Here is a 19,275-nt window from a genome sequence, read left to right as displayed (position 1 = left end):
CTATCTGTTTATGAAGGAGCAGCGGGAACGCCGGACGTACGGCCAGCAGTGCGGATTGGCGTACGCCCTCGACATCGTCGGGGAACGGTGGACCCTCCTCATCGTCCGCGAACTGCTCAACGGCCCGCGCCGGTACGGCGAGCTGGTCGACGCGCTGCCGGGCATCGGCACCAACCTCCTCGCCGACCGGCTGGCGTTCATGACCGAGGCGGGCATCATCCGCCCGCTCGACGAACGGCGCCGGACCGCCGGTTACGAGCTCGCCGAACAGGGCGAACGGCTGCGCGAGTCGGTGCTCGCGCTGGCCCGGTTCGGGCTCGGCGTCATGGCCGACCGGCCGGACGCGTCACGGGCCACCATCACCAGGGCATCGTGGGCGGCCCTCGCGATCGAGGCGATGGTCGACCCGGCCCGGGCCCGGGCCGACGAGACCTACGAGTTCGACGTGGACGGCGAGGTCTTCCACGTCACGGCGCACGCGGGCAGTGTCGTCACCCGGCCCGGCCCGGCCGCCGGACACACGCTGCGCATCGGCACCGACGCCCGGACGTTCTTCGACCTCGGGAGTCGGGTGCTCGACCCGATCGAGGCCATCCTGAGCGGCGCGGTCACCGCGTCCGGGCCGCCGGCGGCCGTGCCCCGCTGCCTGTTCCTGCTCGGTCTGGGGGCGGACCCGCACGCCCGGTCGGGCGCCCGGGTCCCCGCCGCCCACCACGGCGTTTGACCCTTGGCGCACATCGACGCCCTTGAAGACCGCTTTAAACTCAGTTAGCATTTGCGTGTCGATTTTGGCGATCGAACCGGCCGACCCGATCAAGCCATCCGACCCATTGCCACCCACTACTGCCACCCACCACGCAGGACCGCTCAGTTTCGCGTCACAGTGACAGTCCCATGTTCCTCGGCGCCGCGCACCGGGGAACGCGCACCGCAGCGCCGTCCACAGAGCCGGGGCGCTGTCGAAATCCGACCCGTTTTTCTGGGGGCGATGCGTCATGGGCAATGCGGCGATGGACAACGCCATAGGCCAGGCGATCCTGGCGATGAGCGACAGATTACATGAGCCAGTGACAGTGAGCGAACTCGCCAGAGTCGCGAGCTTCAGCAAGTTCCACTTCAGCCGCCTGTTCCAACGCTCCACCGGCGTGCCACCCGGCCGGTTTCTCTCCGCGATGCGGCTGCAGGAGGCGAAGCGGCTGCTCGTCACCACGTCGATGCGCGTCGCCGATATCAGCTCGCGGGTGGGCTACGCCAGCGTCGGCACGTTCACCACGACCTTCACCTCCACCGTGGGCATCTCCCCCACGCGGTTCCGCGACCTCGGCGGCCACGTGCCCCTGGCGGGCCAGAGCGAGCCGGCACCGACCGACAGCACCCTGGTCGCCGTGGTCCATCCGCCGGCTGAGGAGGTCACCGGCATCACCTTCGTGGGCGTCTTCGCGGACGGCTGGCCGACGGCCGGCCCCGTCTCGTCGACCATCCTGGACGCGCCCGGACCGTGCCGGTTCGTCGGTGTGCCCCACGGCGAATGGTGGGTCGTGTGCGCGTTCACCACGGTCCTGCGCTGGCGCGGGCAGGCGGCCGGAGACCTGCTCGCGCGCACCAGCATGGTCGCCACCCACGGCCCGTACGAGGTGAACGCCCGGGCCAGGTTCGTCGTCGCCGACGTGAAGGCCGAGTCGATCCGGACCGCTGACGACGCCATCGTCAGCGCCCTGGCGCACGCGACCGGCGGTTAGTCGAGCCGGTGGAAGCCGCCCTGGTGAAAGAGCAGTGGACCGGCTCCGTCGACCAACCTCGTCGCCGAGATCAGGTTGCCGACCACGATGGAATGATCACCGCCGTCGTACATCCGCCACAGCCCGCACTCGAACCAGGCCAGCGCGCCGCGGATGAGCGGCACTCCGGTGTTCTCGCCGGGTAGCCAGCCGACCGGTTCGAACTGGGCGAACCCCGGCGGCCGGTCGTGGTCGGCGAAGTAGCGGGCGAGTTCCTCCTGGTCCGACGCGAGGACCGAGACGCCGAAAGCACCGGCCCGGTGCAGGCTCGCGTGCATGATGGCCGTCCGGTCCACGCACACGAGCACCAGCGGCGGCTCGATCGACACCGAGGTGAACGAGTTCGCCGTCATGCCCCGCGGGGTGGCACCCCCGACGGTGAGGACGGTGACCCCGGTGGCGAACGTGGCCAGCAACGACCGCAACCGCTTCGGGTCCGGCAGGACGTCGGCCGTCACACCGGCCGTCCGTGGCCGGCGGTCGACAGGTACGGGGACAGGGCGGCGACCAGCTCGTCGGGGACCCGGGCCGGCACGGTGCGGGTGTTCGGCCCGCGCATGCACGCCACCCGCTGGCGACCCCGGGCGACGAGGTCCTCGGCCGTCCCGGCGAGGCGGTGGTAGTCGAACCCGAACTCCAGCTGGGTCTGGCTCAACTCGATCAGCCGCATCCGCACCGACACGTCGTCGAGCGCGGTCAGCTCGGCGAAGAACTCGCAGTCCACTTTGAGGGTGAACAGTTTCAGGTCGTCGCGGAGCAGACGCAGGACGCCCGGCGCGCGCTCCTTCAGGAACATCTCCCGGCAGCGTCCCTGCCAGCTCAGGTAGTTCACGTAGTAGACGTTGCCGACCAGGTTGGTCTCCTCGAACCCGACAACATGGCGGTACTCGTAGTAGTCGGCCACCTCTCAGCCCTCCTCCTGTGCCAGGATGGCGAAAACAACCGGCTGCGCGATGTCACGCACCGTGGTCACGAACGTGGACACCAGCAGATCGCCGCTGCGCAGCAGAACCCAGCCGTCGGCCGCGGCCGTGGCGAGGACCAGCGGCCCGGCGGCGACCCCCGCCTTGCGGAGGCATTCGACGGCGCACCAGACCCGGGTGCCCGCGCTCGACGGCGACTCGCCCGTCGCGCCCGCTATCGCGTCGACCAGCGCGGCGGTGCCGCCCGGTACGGCCACGGCGCCGAGGATCTCCGCCGGGTCCGTACCGCGCACGAGCTCCAGATCGCAGCTCACGGCACGTGTCCCGCGCCCGGCGACGGCCAGGGTGAGACCGGCGCAGTGGGCCGCCGAGACCTGGTGACCGGTGACCTCCGGCCGCCCGTCCGGCCGGTACGCCACGGTGGTCGGCGCGCCCAGCGCCCGGCCGATGGCCAGCGCCGTGGCCGCGCGCCGGTCCGCACCCGCGTCCGGCTCCACGGTCACCGCGACGGCCGGGCCGGTCCGGGCGCCGACGCCGCGCTCGAGATGCGGGCCGAGCAACGGCGCTGGCCAGGCCTGCCGCCCGGTGCCGGACCGGACCGCGCGCAGTCGCAGACCGTGCCAACGCTCTATCACCTCGCCCGTCCGCGCGCGGACGGTGACGTCGTAGACGTAGGTGTCGCCCCGCTGTTCGAGCTCGGTCGCGGTGTAGGCGACCTCGGCCTCGCCCTCGAGGCGGTCGCCGGCGGGTTCGATCCGGCCGACGCCGACCGGCAGCAGGGTGGCGCCCGGCACACAGACCTGGTTCCCGTGCAGCAGCGCGTCGCGCACACCGGGGTCGCCGAGGAGCAGGTCGCCCGGCAGGAAGGGACTGAACCAGCCCGCCCGGTCGACGACCGCGAGGTCGGCGTCGATGTCGCGCGCCGCCGCGCGGCGGTAGCGCAGCAGGCGTTGGAACAGTTTGCCCTGGAAGAGCACGCCGTCGTACAGCTCGGTCAGCGGATCCAGCGGCACCGGCGGCAGGCCGGCCGACGGCGGGGCGGGGTCGGGCTCCGCGTCAACCGGTGCCGGGGTCGAGACGGTCGCGGTGAAGTGGTCGGCCGCGTACCCCGTCTCGGCGCTGCGGATCGCGACCGCGACCCGGTCGGGCGCGGTGACGGTGGCGGCGATCCGGATCGTCGTGCGACCGCCCTTCGGCACCACGATCGGCCGGGCGAACTCCACGTTCTCGAACGCCACCCGCGTCGGCCCGGTCGGATCCAGGCAGCCGAGCGCGACCTGCGCCATCGCCTCCAGGCCCAGCACCGCCGGGAACAACGTGGTGTTGTCGAGTTCGTGGTCGGCCAGGTACGGGTCCGTGTCGGCGGCCAGGTCGACCTCGGTGACCAGCTCGACACCGGGATAGTGGACGAGGGTCCGCTCCAGGAACCGCAGCAGCGGTAGGTCGGGCCGCTCGAACCGGATCGTCTCCATGTCCCCGGTCCGGCCGGTGACGACCACGACCGGCTGCGGCGGCGGGTCGGCGAGCAGCGCCCGCAGCATCCCGACACCCCGGTCGGGCGTCACGGGCACGATCCCCTGCCGCAGCAGCGACTCCACCACCGCGAGCCGCTCGCCCATGCCGACGCCGGACCAGACCGACCATTCGACACACAGGCACCGGCACCCGGGATGTTCGTCCGCGTACGCCCGGGTGCGGGCGGCCAGCCAGTCGTTCGCGACCGCGTAGTGCGCCTCGCCGCGCAGCCCGAACCGTCCGATGACACTGCCGAAGGTGATCAGGATCCGCAGCTCACGCTGATCCACCGCGGCGAGGACGGCGTCGAGACCGTCCACCTTGGGCGCCAGCGCCCCACGTACCGCGGCCTCGTCGATGTTGGTCAGGGCGGCCGGTTCGTTGCGGGCCGCGCCGTGCAGGACAGCGGTGACCGGGCCCAACACGTCCCGGACCTCCGCGACCGCCGCGCGGACGGCCGCCGGGTCGGTGACATCGGCCCGGACGTAGTGCACCCGCAGCCCTCGCTCGCGCATCCGGGTCAGGTTGGCCATCAGCTCGTGGTCGGCGTCGGGCGACGAGCGGCCCAGCACCGCTACGGCCACGCCGGTTCCCTCCGCCAGTCCGAGCGCGCACTCCGCGGTGATCCCCTTGCCGCCGCCGGTGACCAGCAGGACGTCGCCTTCGGTGAACGCGGAAACAGGGCTGGACCCACCGCCCGGCGCAGGCAGGGCACGCAGAGTCGGCACCCGGCGCCGGCCGGCCCGGTCGTAGTGCGCCTCGGTGAAGCCGGTGGTGGCGGCGACCTCGGCGACCGCGGCGCGGACGAGCGCGTCCAGGGTCGGCCCGTCCAGTCCGGCCGGCGGCGGCACCCGCAGGACGGTGGTGCGCACGTGCGGCGCCTCCAGACGCAGCGTACGGGCGAGCGCGGCCGCGCCGGCGTCATGCTGTACCAGCACGAACCGCCCCGGACCGGCCGCGGCGGCCGGCTGCGCCGCCGCGAGCTCCGGCAGCAGGTCATCGGCCGTACCGCCGTCCGGGAAACAGGCCAGCTGACCCGGGCCGAGCCCGGCCCGCCGCAGCGCCCCGGCGAGCGGCTCCGCGAGGGGGTGCTGCGGGGTGAGCACCTGCCATGTGTCGTCCGGATCGGCGGCGACGGTCACCGCGGGCGGCGGCGCCGCCTCGACCAGGTCGACGGTGAACGCGCGAACCCAGTCGGCCGCGCCGGCGACGGCCACGGCCGCGGTGTCGGTGCCGCCGCCCGACCGGGCGGTTTCGGCGAGCAGCGCCATCGCGTCGGCCAGTTCCCGCAGGGTAGCGGTGGCGAAGTTCGTCGGTGCCTGCAGGCCGGCCAGGCCGACCTGGCGCGCCGCCTCGTCGACGATGTGACCGACCGTGATCGAGCTGAGGTGCAGGTCGTCCAAGAGCCGACTGTCCTCCCGCACCGACTCGTAGGGCAGTTCGGCGCGTTCGGCCACCAACTGGCGAAGGTGCCCGAGCAGGTCGGTGTCCGGATCCGCCGCCATCGGCCCGGGCGCCGCCGGGGTGGCCGTACCGGCGGTGGCCGTCGCGACCACGTCGGCCACGGGTTCGACGCTCTCGCACGGGCTGGCGAAGAAGCGGAACTCCGCGCCGACGCGCAGTGGCCGGCTCACCCGACCGTCGACGAGCGCGCCCAGGCGGACCGGCGCGCCGAGCACGTACGTGGCGGCGACGACCGCGAGCAGGTCGGCCAGTGACGCGCTGTCGGTCTCCATCGCCAGCGCCGGCACGCCGGTGACGTCCGGGACCATCCGGGTCAGCACCCGGCCCGGCCCGACCTCGATCAGTAGGTCGACCTGTGCGGCCGCGGCCGTCAGCGCCTGGGCGAAGCGGACCGGCATGGTGATCTGACGGCGCAGCAGCGCCACCACGTCGGTGTCCCCGTCGAGGTCAGCGCCGGTGACGGTGGAGACGACCCGGCGGGTCAACGGCGCGAACGCGACATCGGCGGCGCGCAACCGCGCGGCGAGACGGTCGGCCGACGGCGCGACCAGCGGCGAGTGGAAGGCGTGCGAGACGGGGAGCATGGCCCAGGCCTCGCCGGTCCCGGCCACCCGCGCGCCGACCCGACGGATCGCCTCGACCGGGCCGGCCACCACCGTCTGCCGGGGGCCGTTGAAGCCGGCCACCACGACGGGCTCGCCGAGCAGGAACCCTTCGACCCGCTCGGCCGGCAGGCCGACCCCGGCCATCGCGCCGGGCGAGCTGTGCTCGGACATGGTCTCGCCACGGATCCTCGCCACCCGCAGCAGCGTCGTCGCGTCCATGGCGCCGGCCCAGTGCAGCGCGGACAGCTCCCCGAGGCTGTGGCCGACGGCGACGTCGGCGGACAACCCCAGGGTCCGCAGTACGGCGAGACCGGCCAGCGAGCCCGCCACGATGCGCGGCTGGGCGACCGCCGTGGCTATGCCGTCCGCTCCACGCGGATCGACCATCGGCAGGGCAGCGTCCCGGTACACCTCCTCCACCTGCGGGAACCGCCGACGCAGTGCGCCGCCGTCGGTGCCGCGTCCGGAGCCCTGGCCGGGGAACAACAGGCCGATGCGGGGGGCGACCTCGCTGGCACGGCCGATGAAGACCCGCCGGCGCGGGTCCAGCACCGCCCGGGTGCCGCCGGCGAGGCAGTCCAGCGCGTGGCGCAGCGCCGCCTCGGCCGCCTCGGCGGAGTCGACCACGACAGCCGCCCGCCACGGCCGGTCGGCGAGCTCGCCGTGCAGCGTCACCGCCAGGTCGGTGAGCTGGGCGTACGCCAGGGCGGGGACGAACCGGGCCAGTTGCTCCACCTTCGTGGTGAGTTCGTCGGCGGTGTCGGCGTCGAGCAGGAGCACCTCGGCGTCCTGCCGGGATGCCGCGATGGCGCGGGCGCGCCCGACCCGTGCCGGCTCCGCGGCGAGTGCCTCCCCCGCCAGTACGACATGGCTGTTGATCCCGCCGAAGCCCATCGCGGTGACGCCCGCCCGTACCGGTCGCCCGGTCGGCCACGCCTCGGCGCCGGCCAGCACCCGCAGCGACGGGTTGCGCTGCGTCAGGACCGGATGCGGGTCGACGCAGCCCACCGTCGGCGGCAGGATCCGCTCATGCACGGCCAGCGCCGCCTTGATGAGGCCGGCGACGCCGGCGGCCGCCTTCGTGTGGCCGATCATGGCCTTGATGCTGCCGATCGCCGCCGGCGGGTCGCTCGCCGTCCGCCGCGACGACAGCGCCCGCAGCTCGTTCTCGTCACCCACGGCCGTACCGGTGCCGTGTCCCTCGAACAGGCAGACCGCGTCGATCGGAAAGCCGGCCCGCGCGTAGGCCCGGTCCAGTGCCAACTGGTAACCGCCGAGGGTCGGTCGGGTGATGCCGCCGTTGCCGTCGGAGGAGATCCCCCAACCGGCGACCGACGCGTAGACCCGCCGGTCCTGCGCCCGCGCGTCGGCCTCGCGCATCAGCACCACCATGCCGGCGCCCTCGCCCGGCCAGAACCCGTTGCAGTTGCGGTCGTAGACGCGCATCTCCCCGGTGGCCAGCGCGCCGGTCTTGGCGAACCCGATCATCTCGAACGGGTCGATGGACAGGTCCACACCACCGGCGACAGCCACATCGAGCTCGCCGTCGGCCAGTGCCCGGCAGGCGGAGATCACCGACAGCAGCGACGACGAGCAGGCGCCGTCCACGGCGTACCCGCCGCCGCCGAGATCGAAGTAGTTGCAGATCCGCCCGGCGATCGTGTTGGACAGGCCGCCGGCCAGGGTGTCCTCGTCGATGCCGGGAAACGGCTGCTTGTACCGCGTCTCGACCGCGTCCAGGAACCCGGCGAGCTTGTCGTCGGCCCAGCCCTCGCCGCGCAGCGCCGCGATGAGCGTACGCCGGACGTACGGCCAGCGCAGGCGCATCGTGTTGGCCCGGGTGAACTCGCCGGTGAGCGTGTTGCCGACCACCACGCCGGTCCGCTGCCGGGGCAGCCCCGCCGCCATCGGGAAACCGGCGTCCGCTAGGGCCTGCGCGGCCACGTCGAGGGCCAGCCAGTGGCTCAGGTCCGTCGACCGGTACGTGCTGCCCGCGATCCGGTACCCGACGCGGTCGAACTCGTACCCCTCGATGACCGCCGCCATCCGGGCGTAGAACCGGTCCGGGCGGGCCGGATCGGGGTCCCAGTAGTCGGCCAGCCGCATCCGCACATCGGGCAGCCGCCGGAACGCGCGCCGGCCGGCGAGCACGTTCTCCCACAGCTGCCGCGGGGAGTCGGCGTCGGGATAGCGGCACGCCATGCCGACAATCGCGATTCCCTCGCTTCGCTCGGTCATGCCGACCGGCCCGCGAACGCGGCGGCGATGCCCTGGCGCCACCGCTCGTACGACGGTCCGTCGGCGTGGTCGCCCTCGGGCAGTTCCGCGTTGGTCACCGCGGCGGCCTTCTCCGGTGTGACGCCGCAGAACACCTCGGTCGCCACGGCCGTGTGCGGGACGACGTTGCCGGCTCGCACGCGGGCCTGCGCGCCGAAGGCGCTGCCCTGCGCCACGGCGGCGCGGTGCTCGCCGGCGTCGCGGTGGAACCGCCGCAGTTCGTCCTCGTCAGCACCGCCGGCGTAGGTCGCCGCCAGTCCGGCGCCGCTGTAGAGATCGCTGTGCCGGCGCGCTGCGAACGACCGGATGGTGGCCGTGATCCGGTCGGGGTCGGCCCCTTCGACAAACCAGAGCGCGCGGCCGATGCCCTGGTCGATCACCCGCGACGAGTAGTCTCGGGGCTGCCAGCCCACGTCCCCGGGCGGGCGTTGGCGGTGCACGACCCGGTCGGTGTGGAAGTACGCCTCATGGAACCCGTACCCGTCGAGGATCAGCCACCGCAGCAGCGGGTCCGGCGCCCACAGCCGGGACCACAGCACTCTCGGCAGCCGGGCCATGGCCCAGCCGACGCCGACGTAGGTCATGTACACATGGCCGGCGCCGGGTCCGGTGAGCAGCGCGGGGACCCGGTCCCGGCCGGGCGTCGGCAGGGCGTCGAGGATCGCGCACGCCATGGCCGCGCCCTCGTAGGCGAATCCGCGCAGCGGCGCCGGTACCGCCTCGAGTTCGGGTTGGGCCTGCACCGGTCCGCGCGCCTGGGCCACGGCGGCGAAGCCCTCCAGGAAGGTACGGCCGATCGACTCGAGCAACTGGGTGGCGGCGTCGCTCTTCGCGTGGAATCCACGCACGTCGAGCCGGGTCGCCGACACGTTCGGAGTGAGGATACGTCGCCGCGCGCTCCGCCAGATTCCAGCCACAGTTCCTCCACCATCGCCATCACTGACACGTGTTGGTCGGGCACCGATCCAGGTTGCAGCCTCGCTCCGGCACGCGGGCGATGTCTTCTCCGATCGTGCGGCATTCAGCGATGAGTCGACATACAGCACTCGATGAGAAGACGGCGTCGTCGGCGCGGCGGCAGGATGACTCGCGTTCGCCGAGCATGAGGGGGACCACGTGCCGTCGCTGCCCTTCTCGTCAGAACTGACCCGCCGTCTGCCGGTCTGGATCCGCGCGGCCGTGCCCGCGGCCACGGTGATCCTCGTTGCCGCCGGGCTGTACGCGGTGGCCCGCCGTCCCGAGGCCGCCGAGGCCGCGCGCGGCGAGGTCGCCGCGCGGTTCGGCTTCACCGAACTGCCGATCGCACTGCCACCGGGGTTGCCGGAACGCACCATCCGCGAGGTCAACCCCAGCTATGAACACATCCGCGCCTGGATCTCGTCGGTGGGCGCCGGTATCGCCGTCAACGATCTGGACGGCAACGGCCGCCCCGACGATCTCTGCCTGGTCGACACCCGCAGCGACACCGTGGTGGTCACCCCGGCCCCCGGCACCACCCCGCCCCGCTATGCCCCGTTCGTGCTGGACCCGGCCCCGCTGCCGACCAACACCGCGGTCGCGCCGATGGGCTGCGCGCCCGGGGAGTTCAACGACGACGGTCGCACCGACGTGCTCGTCTACTACTGGGGGCGCACGCCCGTGCTGTTCCTCGGCCGTCAGGCCGCTGGCCCGCTGGGTCCGGCCGCGTTCCGCCCGACCGAGCTGGTGCCCACGGCGCCGACGCCCGACGGCCGGTACGCGGGGCAGCTCTGGAACACCAACGCGGTATCCATCGCGGACTTCGACGGCGACGGCCATGTCGACATCGGGGTGTTCAACTACTTCCCCGACTCGCAGGTGCTCGACCCGCAGGGCCAGCCCAACGTGCAGATGAACCACACGATGTCGCGGGCGACCAACGGCGGTGGCGCGCACCTCATGCGGTGGATCCCCACGCCCTCCTCGCCCGACGGGCCGACGGTGCGCTTCGTGGAGGACACCGGCGCGATCGACCCGGCGGCGGCCACCGGATGGACGCTGGGCGCCGGCTCGGCCGACCTCGACGACGACCTGCTGCCCGAGCTCTACGTCGCCAACGACTTCGGCCAGGACCGCATGTTCCACAACGTGTCGCAGCCGGGTCGGATCCGGTTCGAGCTCCTCGCCGGCAAGCGGTACCCGTACACGCCGAAGTCGATGGTCCTCGGCAACGACTCGTTCAAGAGCATGTCGATCGACTTCGGTGACCTCGACAACAACGGCGTGTTCGACATGTTCGTCAGCAACATCACCACGCCGTGGGGGCTGCAGGAGAGCAACTTCGCCTGGGTCAACAACACCACGAACCCGGCCGCCGCCCGGGACACGATGTCGCGCGGCGTGGCCCCGTTCGACAACCGTGCCTCCGACCTCAACGTGGCCTGGTCGGGTTGGGGCTGGGACGCGAAGATGGCCGACTTCGACAACAGCGGCGACCTGGCGATCGTGCAGACCACCGGGTTCGTCAAGGGCGAGATCAACCGCTGGTCGTGGCTGCAGGAACTCGCCATGTCCAACGACCTGATGCTGAAGAACCCGCAGATGTGGCCGGATGTGGGCCCGACCGACGACATCGCCGGCTCGCACAGCCTGGTGTTCTGGGCCCGGGAGGACAACGGCCGGTTCGCCAACGTCAGCGCCGATCTCGGCCTGGCCGCGCCCGTGCCGACCCGGGGTATCGCGGTGGCCGACACCGACGGCGACGGGTGGCAGGACTTCGCGGTCGCCCGGCAGTGGGGTCCGCCGGCCTTCTACCGCAACGACCACCCCGCGTCCGGCAACTTCCTCGGCCTGCGACTGCACCGACCCGGCCAGGGCAGCGCCGTCCTCCCGGCCTACGGGGCGGTGGTAAAGATCACCGGTGCTGACGGGCGTACCCAGATCTCCCAGGTCGACGGCGGCAGCGGCCACTCCGGCAAACGCAGTTTCGACGTGTTCTTCGGCGTCGGGGCGGCCACCGCGAACATCACGGCCGACCTCAGCTGGCGCGACACGACCGGCGCCGTGCACCGCAGCACGTTGACCCTGGCGCCCGGCTGGCACGACATCCTGCTCGACACCCAGGCAACGGAGGTGGCGCCGCGATGACCGAGCTGAGAACCGCGCCGATACGCGACGTCGGGGCTCCCGCTCCCCCGACCGCCGCCGGCCCGGCCCCGCAACCGCTGCCCCCGGTTCCCCGGCTGGACGGACGGGACCCGCGCTACCTGGCCCTGCGCAACTTCGCCATCTCGATCTCGGTGCTCAACATCCTCGGCTACACCGTGCTCGGGTTCGAGCAGCCGTGGGCCTGGCCGATCCTGACGGTACTCACGGCGTACGCCGCCGAGTTCGGGTTCGAGACGGTCGCGGCGTGGGCGGAGCGACGACGGCCGGGCTTCACCGGGCACGGGGTCTGGGGGGTCTACACCTTCCTGCTGCCCACGCACATCACCGCGCTCGCGGTCAACATGCTGCTCTACGCGAACGACATGTTCGGCGCCATCGCCTTCGGCGCCATCGTGGCCATCGGGTCGAAGTACGTGCTGCGGGCACCGATCAAGGGCCGGATGCGGCACTTCATGAACCCGTCGAACTTCGGGATCACCATCACCCTGCTGGCGTTCAGCAGCTGGGTCAGCATCGCGCCGCCGTACGAGTTCACGGAGAACGTCCCCGACCTGTTCCGCCTGTTCATCCCGCTGGTCATCATCTCGGCGGGCACCCTGCTCAACGCCGCGCTGACCAAGAAGATCCCGCTCATCGTCGGCTGGGTCGGCGGTTTCGTCATCCAGGCCCTGGTACGCCACTACGTCTGGGACGCGCCGCTGTGGACGGGCCTGACCGTGATGACCGGGGTGGCGTTCGTGCTCTTCACCAACTACATGATCACCGACCCGGGGACCACCCCCTCCAGCGGCCGCAACCAGTTCATGTTCGGCGGCTCGGTCGCCGCCGTCTACGGCGTCCTGATGCTGTTCAACGTGGTCTACACCCTGTTCTTCGCCGTCACGATCGTCTGCCTCGCCCGTGGCCTGTACTGGTGGGGCCTCGACTTCACCCGAAGGGAGCGTCATTCATGACCCAGGCGGCCATCCCCATGTCCGGTCGTCCCATCAGGTTCGCCGCGCTCAACAGCGCCCATCACCGGATCGCGCTGAACATCTACATGGTGATCGTGCTGGCACACTGGGCCGAGCACCTGGCCCAGGCGTTCCAGATCTGGGCTCTCGGCATGCCCCGCCCGAAGGCGTTGGGCGCGCTCGGCATGGCCTTTCCCTGGCTGATCCGCACGGAGTGGTTGCACTACGGCTACGCCCTGGTGATGATCGCCGGGCTGATGCTGCTGCGGCCCGGCTTCGTCGGGCGGGCCCGGACCTGGTGGACCGTGGCGCTGGTCATCCAGTTCTGGCACCACATCGAGCACCTGCTGCTGCTCCTGCAGTGGCAGACGGGCACCTTCCTGTTCGGCGCCGCCGTACCCACGAGCGTCCTCCAGCTTGTGGTCCCGCGGGTGGAGCTGCACCTGTTCTACAACTCCATCGTGTTCATCCCCATGGTGATCGCGGTCTATCTGCACCTGCGACCCAACGCGTCCGAGGCCGAACAGATGTCGTGCTCCTGCGCCGGAGACCGGTCGGTCGCCCCGGCGAAACCATGACGGTCACGGCCGTGCCCGGCGACACCCGCGCCCGACCCCGTCGGGCGCGGGTGGCCCTGGTCGCCGCGGCGGCGGTCCTCGTAGCGGTCGCCGTACTGGCCCTGGCCGCGAAACCGGGCGCCCCGCCACGACTCCTCAGCACCGAAGCGGCGGCGGACACCGGCCCGGCCGAGATCGTGCTGACCTTCAGTGGCCGGCCCGACGCGTCGACCTCGCATGTGGCGGTGCGCGACGCCGACGGCATGGTCATCAACGCCGGGGAGCTGAGCGCCGACGGCGCCCGGCTGCGCCAGCCGGTCCGCGCGCCCGGGCCGGGGGGCTTCACGGTCGCCTTCCACGTCACGTTCGACGACGGTGCCGAGTTGTCCGGCAGCACCGCGTCGGGCGCGGTCGCGGCGCCGGCGGCGGCCGACACCGCCGCCGGGGAACACTCCCACGGCGTCGATCCGGTGGGCGCGGTCCTGCTGCTGCTCGACGCCGCCACGGTGGCTGTCGTCGGCGTACTGCTGATGCGCCGGCCCCGCAGGCCCCTCTCCGCTAGAGACAACGATGGGATCGACCGATGACCCGACTCCGCGGCCAGGTCTGGTACGGGTTGGTCCGGTGCTGCGTGGTCGTACCACTGTGGCTGCTCCTGGTGCCGGCGGTCATGGGTGGACGCCGACTGCTCGTCCGCCGGCACCGGGACGTGCCGGCCTGGGCGGCCGCGCTGGCCGTCCTGGCTGTCTGGCTCGGCCCGGCGTACGTGAAGGCCGCCCAGCTGGCGAGCACGCGCGCGGACGTCGTCCCGGCGGCCTGGTGCCGGGCGCTCGGTCGACTCCGCGAGGACGGCCGACCCATCCGCGCAGGCTACGTCCGCCGGCAGTTGGCCGCGCACGGCTTCGGCCCGGACCCGTTGCGCCTGCTCGGCGCGGGCAGCGTCGCGTGCGTGTACCTGGTCGCGGATCCGGGCGGCACCGGGCCGGTGGCCGTGAAGCTGCTGCGACCGGGCGTACGCACGGCGATCGCGCGTGACCTGGCCGTGTTCCGGTTCGGCGCGCGCGTCACGGCCCGCCTGCCCCGGGCACGGCACCTGCCGATCCTCGACATGATCGGGCACATCGCGGACGCGATCGCCGGGCAGGTCGACCTCGTGCGCGAGCGGGAGAACCTGCGCGTCCTGCGGGAGCGGCTCGACCCGGCCAGGATCACCGTGCCCGCGCCGCGACCCGGCGGGTCGGTGGACGTACTCGTCATGGACCATCTCGCGGAGTTCAGCGATCCGCAGCGCGAGGCGCCGCCGCAGCATCAGCGCCTCGCGGCGGAGTCCCTGACGGAGTGCGTGTTCCGGATGCTCTTCACGGTCGGCGTGGTGCACTGCGACCTGCATCCGGGCAACCTCCGGGTGGCCAGGGACGGTCGGGTGTGCATCGTCGACGCCGGCTTCGTGGTGACCCCCGACGACGTGCTGCGCCGCCAGTTCTGCGAGTTCTTCCTGGGGTTGAGCCTCGGCAACGGCGCGCGGTGTGCGCGCAGCATCGTGGACGCCGCCGTCACGATGCCGGCCTCGCTGGACCGCGACCTGTTCGACGCGGAGGTGACCGACATCGTGCGGCGCTACACCGGGCTGCCCGCGGGAGAGTTCAGCATCGCCTCGTTCGTCGATGAGCTCTTCGCCCTGCAACGCCGCCACCGGATCTTCGTGTCGGCGGCGTTCGTGGTGCCGATCCTGACCCTGCTGGTGATCGAGGGCAGCGTCCGTACCTGGCATCCGGACCTGGACTTCCAGGCGGTCGCCCAGCCGATCGTCCTGGCCGCGCTGGTCCGGCTGCCAAACCCGGGGCGGGTACGCGCGCGGGCCGCCTGATCAGTCGAACTGGACCATCTCGATGACGTTCCCGCTGGGGTCGCGCACGCCGAAGTACGGCCCCACGGGCGAGTCCTGGAGCGTGTCGTGCACCAGGTCGGCGCCGGCCGCGCGGAACCGCTCGAGCGCGGCCGCGGCGTCGTCGGTGTCCACGTCGAGCGCGATCGTCGCGCCGGCCGGATAGGTCGAGACCGCGGGCTGCTCGCACTGGGCGAGCAGCAGCGTCGGGCCCTCGCTCTCCAGCTCGACGAAGTGGGGTGCCATGCTCGCGTCGCGGACGTCGAAGCCGAGCAGCTTGGTGTAGAAGGTGATCGCAGCGTCCATGTCGTGCACGCCGACGGTGATGACTCGAAGCGCCATGTGTGTGCTACCTCCGCGTTCGGGATTCGAGATTCTCTGTGGTCAGGCCGGGTCGGCCACCGGTTGCGGGCGCGTGCGCAGGGCCCACGCGAGGGCCGCGCAGGCGATGCACAGCACGCCGCACACATACCACGTCGGGCCGACGCCGATCAGGGCGATGAGGCCGCCGCCCGCGGCCGTGCCGAGCACGCTGAGCGTGATGTCCACCCCGCCGTAGAGCGCGTACCCGTGCGCGACGTCCTTCTCCGGCAGCAGGGCGGACACGTGGGCCGCGATGATCGGCATGGTCAGCGCCATCAGGGACCCTTCGACCAGCGTCAGGGCCACGGCGAGCGGCATGTTCTGCACGCTGCCGTAGACGATGGCCATCGCGCCGAGCGACACGGATCCCACCGTGATCGCCGCCGTGCGCGGGACCCGGCCCCAGATGCGGCCGGCGCGCGGCGAGATCAGCACCATCGGCGCGCTGAACACCGCGAACGACCACGCGGTCACGGCCGGGTTGGCGCCCAGGTCCTTCAGGTACAGGCCCCAGAGCACCACGTTGGCCCCGTACAGGAAGGAGGTGCCGACGGTGCAGAGCAGCACCAGCCGCATGGTCCAGGCGAGCCGCCACGCCCGGGCGGTGCCGGAGCCGGACCCGGGGCGGTCGTCGGCGGCTTCGCCAACCTCCTCGGCCGGGCGCGCGGCGGCGCGGGATCGCCAGGCCAGCACGACCCACAGCACCAGCACCGCCGCGGACAGCCCGCCCGCGAACCAGGGGGCGATGTCACTGCTGCCGATCACCAGTGAGCCCAGCAGGAGCGGGCCCACCAGGCCGCCGACCGTCTGCCAACTGCTGAGCTGGCCGAACCGGCGTTCGCCCTCGGCCTCGTCGTCGACCTGCGTGCCGGTCACGGTGCGCACCGTGGTGGCCAGCCCGGTGAACCCCGCGCTGAGCACCACGTCGGCCGCGATCAGCGTCACCGGCACGGAGGCGAAACCGAGCATGGCGCAACCGACCGTGCCCAGCGTGGCGGCCACGATGCCGGCCAACGCCGGGCCCTGCCGGGTGATCAGCCGCGCCCAGCCCGCCTGCGACGCGGCAGAGGTAAGGCCGGCGGCCGCGAGCACGATGCCGATGGTGCCGGCGGAGAACCCCTGGTCGGACAGGTATCTGGCGATGATGGAGATGAGGCTGAAGTTGGCGGCTCTGGTCGCTGCGGCGGTGAACAGCAGGGAACGACGCCCGTTTGCCCAGGTGATCGGGCCGAATCGGGATTGCGCGAGTGTCGTGGACATCATCCTACTTCCGTCGCTGGCGCACAGAATAGTGCGATCCCTGCTACTCCATCCATATCCACCACGGTGCCGACATCAGAATTTAACGACTACCGGACCTGGACAATGGTGGGACGCGCGGCGGCGCCGCCACGACGCAGCAGATCACCCAGGCGTAGGAACATCGGCCCACACCAGAACGCGCTCCACACCCGCTCGTGTTCGACCGGCAGATGCCGGTGCGACGCGACCAGCACCGTCTGCCGCTCGGCCGGCGCGATGCTGAAGATCACGGTGCTCGGCTCGCCGCCCGGGTGCGCCACGGCGAACTCGAGCTGGTCCATGGGCCGGGCACGCACGAGCGACAGCGCACCTGGCGCCTCCGGCAGCAGGAGCGTCAGCCCTGCGCCGTCGCCCGGTGACGTCACGTCGCACCAGCGCGCGGCGGCGTCGGGATCGGTGAACGCCCGGTAGACGTCCTGCGACGCCGTTTCCTCGATCACGTACGAGACGACCAGCCGCCGGTCGCCGTTGGGTTCGGTGTACTTGAGCAGCGCGTAGTTGCCCGATTCGCGCTCCGCGATCACGATGACCTCCTGGCTCGAAGACGGCCCGGAGGCCCTAGCAGACGCTGGGACCTCCGGGTTGGTACGTGTGTCAGTTGGCCCGCAGGCGACGGAACTCGGCCGCCTTGGTTTCCCACTCGTCGGGGGACAGCGAGGCCATCGTGGCGCACACGGCCGCCATGATGTCGAGCCCCTCACCGAGGTTGAACGCCTTCTGGAAGTGCACGTGGTTGCGCGGCGGGATCTGCACGACGTCGGCGCCCACCGCGAGGCCAACGTACTGCGGATCCACCAGACGCTTGCCCAGGTACACGTCCATGATGGCGTTGTAGACGATGATCGCCGGGAAGTCCGAGCCGTGCTGCTGGGAAACGCAGACGCTCTTCGGCTGCGGGATGTTGGGCGAAAGCGTGATCTGCACCCAGTCGCCCAGCGTCTCGCAGAAGCCCGCGACCTCCCACTCCACGATGATGAACTCGAACTGGCGCACGCCGGCGGCGTTGAGCACCGGCGCGGAGCGCTGCATCTTCAGCAGCGACTCCATCCGGATGACCTCCTTGACCTCGCCGTCGACGACGAGCGGGAGGCTCAGCTCGGAGCGTTCGTGCTCGAGTTCGGGCTCCGGTGGGAAGGCCTCCATCGGCCTCTGGACCACGTCGGTTGCGATTGACATTTCGTACCTCCTTCGCAGGACTTGTTCGGATGTTTGGCGGGTCAGCCGCTGGCGCGGCGCCTGAACCGCGCGCGCATGGCCTCTTCCGCCGCTTTCTGTGGATCCGCCCGGTCGCCCAGCAGGTCGTCGAGCTGCCCGACGCGACCGGCCTCCACGTCGGCGCCGGTTACCGTGAGGCTGGTGCCACGGGGTAGCCGGGTCGCGTGGAACATGGCGTCGGTCAGCAGGTCCTCGAGGATGCGGCGCAGGGCACGTGCGCCCGTGCCAAGCGTCGCCGCCTGCGTGGCGATCCGGTCGATTGCGGCGTCGGCGAAACGCAGGTCGATCCCGTCGAGCGCGAACAGCGTGCGGTACTCCGGGATGAGCGCGTGCTCGACGTCGAGCAGGACGCGGCGAAGTTGCGGCACGTCGAGGGCCGCCAGCCGGCTGACCACCGGGAAGCGACCGAGGAACTCGGGGAGCATGCCGAACTCCACGAGGTCCTCGAAGTCCGGGTCGACGCCGTCGTCGGCGACCGCGAGCGACGAGCCGAAGCCGAGCGGACTGCGCCGCACCCGGTCGCGGGTGATCTCCGCGAGGTCGGAGAACGCGCCGCTCGCGATGAACAGGACATCCGCCGTGGACATCTCGTGACTGCGCCCCTGCGGGGTGACCCCCACCCGGACCTGGGTGCCCTCGACCATCTTCAGCAGCGACTGCTGGACAGCCTCACCGGAGACGTCGAGCGACCCGCGGGTGAGCCCGACGGAGCGGCGCGCCAGTTTGTCGATCTCGTCGAGCACCACGATGCCCCGCGCGGCGAGGGCCACGTCACCGTCGGCGGCGCGGAAGAGCATCTCCGCGACGGAGTCGACGTCCTCGCCCGCGTAGCCCGCCTGGGTGAGGCCTGTGACGTCGGCGACGACGAACGGCACCTGCAGCGCCTCGGCGAGTGAGCGCGCGAGCAGCGTCTTGCCGCACCCCGTCGGGCCGATCAGAAGCACGTTGGACTTCTGCAGGTTGTGGGCCGCCTTGTTGATTCTCTTGTAGTGGTTGTGGACGGCCACCGACAGCACGCGCTTGGTCCGCTCCTGCCCGATGACCCACCGGTCGACGTGTGCGGCCAACGCCGTCGGATCCGTCGTCGAGCCGCCGTAGCGGGCGAGTTCCGCGTCCGCGATGCTCTGCGCGGCCGAGGTCACGCACGTGCCACAGATGTACGCCCCGGTTCCGGCGAGCAGCACGTCGGCCGTGAACTCGCTGGCGCCGCAGAACGAGCAGACGCAGAGGGGTTTCATCGGGCTCTCCTCACACGAGGGTCGACGTCCCGATCAACACGCTATATGATTCTCAAGCGCCCTGCAACGCATCG

16 protein-coding genes are annotated in these 19,275 nt (G+C 71.8%); 7 read left to right on the top strand and 9 right to left on the bottom strand.

The genetic code is table 11. The features are described 5' to 3' along the window. The first annotated feature begins 10 nt into the window (after positions 1–10). Both ABD211_RS10295 and ABD211_RS10290 read left to right on the top strand, forming a co-directional pair. Positions 11–724 (top strand): winged helix-turn-helix transcriptional regulator, encoded by a 714-nt coding sequence (locus ABD211_RS10295; protein WP_344128731.1) that lies wholly within the window; start codon positions 11–13, stop codon positions 722–724. A 271-nt stretch (positions 725–995) separates the two neighbouring features. Continuing rightward, positions 996–1,739 carry a helix-turn-helix domain-containing protein gene (locus ABD211_RS10290; RefSeq protein WP_425560391.1) on the top strand — a complete coding sequence of 248 codons (744 nt, stop codon included), beginning with the start codon at positions 996–998 and terminating at the stop codon, positions 1,737–1,739. On the opposite strand, the gene ABD211_RS10285 is transcribed toward ABD211_RS10290, so the two are convergent. Genes ABD211_RS10285 through ABD211_RS10270 form a run of 4 tightly spaced genes read right to left on the bottom strand, consistent with a single transcriptional unit; the run spans position 1,736 to position 9,479 of the window. Then, complete coding sequence (locus ABD211_RS10285) at positions 1,736–2,236, bottom strand: flavin reductase family protein (RefSeq protein ID WP_344128727.1); 501 nt, start codon at positions 2,234–2,236, stop codon at positions 1,736–1,738. The genes ABD211_RS10290 and ABD211_RS10285 overlap by 4 nt on opposite strands. Continuing rightward, a complete protein-coding gene (locus ABD211_RS10280) occupies positions 2,233–2,682 on the bottom strand; it encodes an acyl-CoA thioesterase (RefSeq protein WP_344128725.1) in 450 nt (149 codons plus the stop codon). Before ABD211_RS10280 ends, ABD211_RS10285 begins: the two co-directional genes overlap by 4 nt. A gap of 3 nt (positions 2,683–2,685) precedes the next feature. Beyond that, positions 2,686–8,523, bottom strand: coding sequence for a type I polyketide synthase (locus tag ABD211_RS10275; protein ID WP_344128723.1), 5,838 nt, complete (start codon positions 8,521–8,523; stop codon positions 2,686–2,688). Further along, the gene (locus ABD211_RS10270; RefSeq protein ID WP_344128721.1) at positions 8,520–9,479 is read right to left on the bottom strand and encodes a DUF1702 family protein; all 960 of its coding nucleotides are present in this window, start codon (positions 9,477–9,479) and stop codon (positions 8,520–8,522) included. The genes ABD211_RS10275 and ABD211_RS10270 overlap by 4 nt, the downstream gene beginning before the upstream one ends. 277 nt (positions 9,480–9,756) lie before the next feature. Between ABD211_RS10270 and ABD211_RS10265 the strand changes: the two genes are divergently transcribed. Genes ABD211_RS10265 through ABD211_RS10245 form a run of 5 tightly spaced genes read left to right on the top strand, consistent with a single transcriptional unit; the run spans position 9,757 to position 15,065 of the window. Next, a complete protein-coding gene (locus ABD211_RS10265) occupies positions 9,757–11,667 on the top strand; it encodes a CRTAC1 family protein (protein WP_344129030.1) in 1,911 nt (636 codons plus the stop codon). After that, positions 11,664–12,641: an enediyne biosynthesis protein gene (locus tag ABD211_RS10260; protein WP_344128719.1), complete on the top strand. Its 978-nt coding sequence runs from the start codon at positions 11,664–11,666 to the stop codon at positions 12,639–12,641. The genes ABD211_RS10265 and ABD211_RS10260 overlap by 4 nt, the downstream gene beginning before the upstream one ends. Next, positions 12,638–13,219: a hypothetical protein gene (locus ABD211_RS10255; protein WP_344128717.1), complete on the top strand. Its 582-nt coding sequence runs from the start codon at positions 12,638–12,640 to the stop codon at positions 13,217–13,219. Before ABD211_RS10260 ends, ABD211_RS10255 begins: the two co-directional genes overlap by 4 nt. Further along, positions 13,216–13,785 carry a copper resistance CopC family protein gene (locus ABD211_RS10250; protein WP_344128715.1) on the top strand — a complete coding sequence of 190 codons (570 nt, stop codon included), beginning with the start codon at positions 13,216–13,218 and terminating at the stop codon, positions 13,783–13,785. Before ABD211_RS10255 ends, ABD211_RS10250 begins: the two co-directional genes overlap by 4 nt. Further along, a complete protein-coding gene (locus tag ABD211_RS10245) occupies positions 13,782–15,065 on the top strand; it encodes an ABC1 kinase family protein (RefSeq protein ID WP_344128713.1) in 1,284 nt (427 codons plus the stop codon). Before ABD211_RS10250 ends, ABD211_RS10245 begins: the two co-directional genes overlap by 4 nt. On the opposite strand, the gene ABD211_RS10240 is transcribed toward ABD211_RS10245, so the two are convergent. The 5 genes from ABD211_RS10240 to clpX form a co-directional block, all read right to left on the bottom strand. Beyond that, entirely contained in the window at positions 15,066–15,425 is a 360-nt protein-coding gene (locus ABD211_RS10240; RefSeq protein ID WP_344128711.1) for a VOC family protein, read from the bottom strand. 42 nt (positions 15,426–15,467) lie between these two features. Next, positions 15,468–16,709 (bottom strand): MFS transporter, encoded by a 1,242-nt coding sequence (locus tag ABD211_RS10235; protein ID WP_344128709.1) that lies wholly within the window; start codon positions 16,707–16,709, stop codon positions 15,468–15,470. An 86-nt stretch (positions 16,710–16,795) separates the two neighbouring features. Continuing rightward, positions 16,796–17,272 (bottom strand): SRPBCC family protein, encoded by a 477-nt coding sequence (locus ABD211_RS10230; protein WP_344128707.1) that lies wholly within the window; start codon positions 17,270–17,272, stop codon positions 16,796–16,798. Between the two features lie 70 nt (positions 17,273–17,342). Next, a complete protein-coding gene (locus ABD211_RS10225) occupies positions 17,343–17,924 on the bottom strand; it encodes a hypothetical protein (RefSeq protein ID WP_344128705.1) in 582 nt (193 codons plus the stop codon). Between the two features lie 41 nt (positions 17,925–17,965). Next, positions 17,966–19,201, bottom strand: coding sequence for an ATP-dependent Clp protease ATP-binding subunit ClpX (gene clpX / locus ABD211_RS10220; RefSeq protein WP_344128703.1), 1,236 nt, complete (start codon positions 19,199–19,201; stop codon positions 17,966–17,968). Between the last annotated feature and the right edge of the window lie 74 nt (positions 19,202–19,275).

This window comes from Luedemannella flava (assembly GCF_039528515.1).
GTDB classification, from domain to species: domain Bacteria; phylum Actinomycetota; class Actinomycetes; order Mycobacteriales; family Micromonosporaceae; genus Luedemannella; species Luedemannella flava.
This window is presented reverse-complemented; position numbering and strand designations above follow the sequence as displayed.

Coding starts and splice junctions, on each gene's coding strand:
- ABD211_RS10295 (WP_344128731.1), top strand. CDS start 11: ATGAAGGAGCAGCGGGAACGCCGGACGTACGGCCAGCAGTGCGGATTG.
- ABD211_RS10290 (WP_425560391.1), top strand. CDS start 996: ATGGGCAATGCGGCGATGGACAACGCCATAGGCCAGGCGATCCTGGCG.
- ABD211_RS10275 (WP_344128723.1), bottom strand. CDS start 8,523: ATGACCGAGCGAAGCGAGGGAATCGCGATTGTCGGCATGGCGTGCCGC.
- ABD211_RS10260 (WP_344128719.1), top strand. CDS start 11,664: ATGACCGAGCTGAGAACCGCGCCGATACGCGACGTCGGGGCTCCCGCT.
- ABD211_RS10255 (WP_344128717.1), top strand. CDS start 12,638: ATGACCCAGGCGGCCATCCCCATGTCCGGTCGTCCCATCAGGTTCGCC.
- ABD211_RS10250 (WP_344128715.1), top strand. CDS start 13,216: ATGACGGTCACGGCCGTGCCCGGCGACACCCGCGCCCGACCCCGTCGG.
- ABD211_RS10245 (WP_344128713.1), top strand. CDS start 13,782: ATGACCCGACTCCGCGGCCAGGTCTGGTACGGGTTGGTCCGGTGCTGC.
- ABD211_RS10240 (WP_344128711.1), bottom strand. CDS start 15,425: ATGGCGCTTCGAGTCATCACCGTCGGCGTGCACGACATGGACGCTGCG.
- ABD211_RS10235 (WP_344128709.1), bottom strand. CDS start 16,709: ATGATGTCCACGACACTCGCGCAATCCCGATTCGGCCCGATCACCTGG.
- ABD211_RS10225 (WP_344128705.1), bottom strand. CDS start 17,924: ATGTCAATCGCAACCGACGTGGTCCAGAGGCCGATGGAGGCCTTCCCA.
- clpX (WP_344128703.1), bottom strand. CDS start 19,201: ATGAAACCCCTCTGCGTCTGCTCGTTCTGCGGCGCCAGCGAGTTCACG.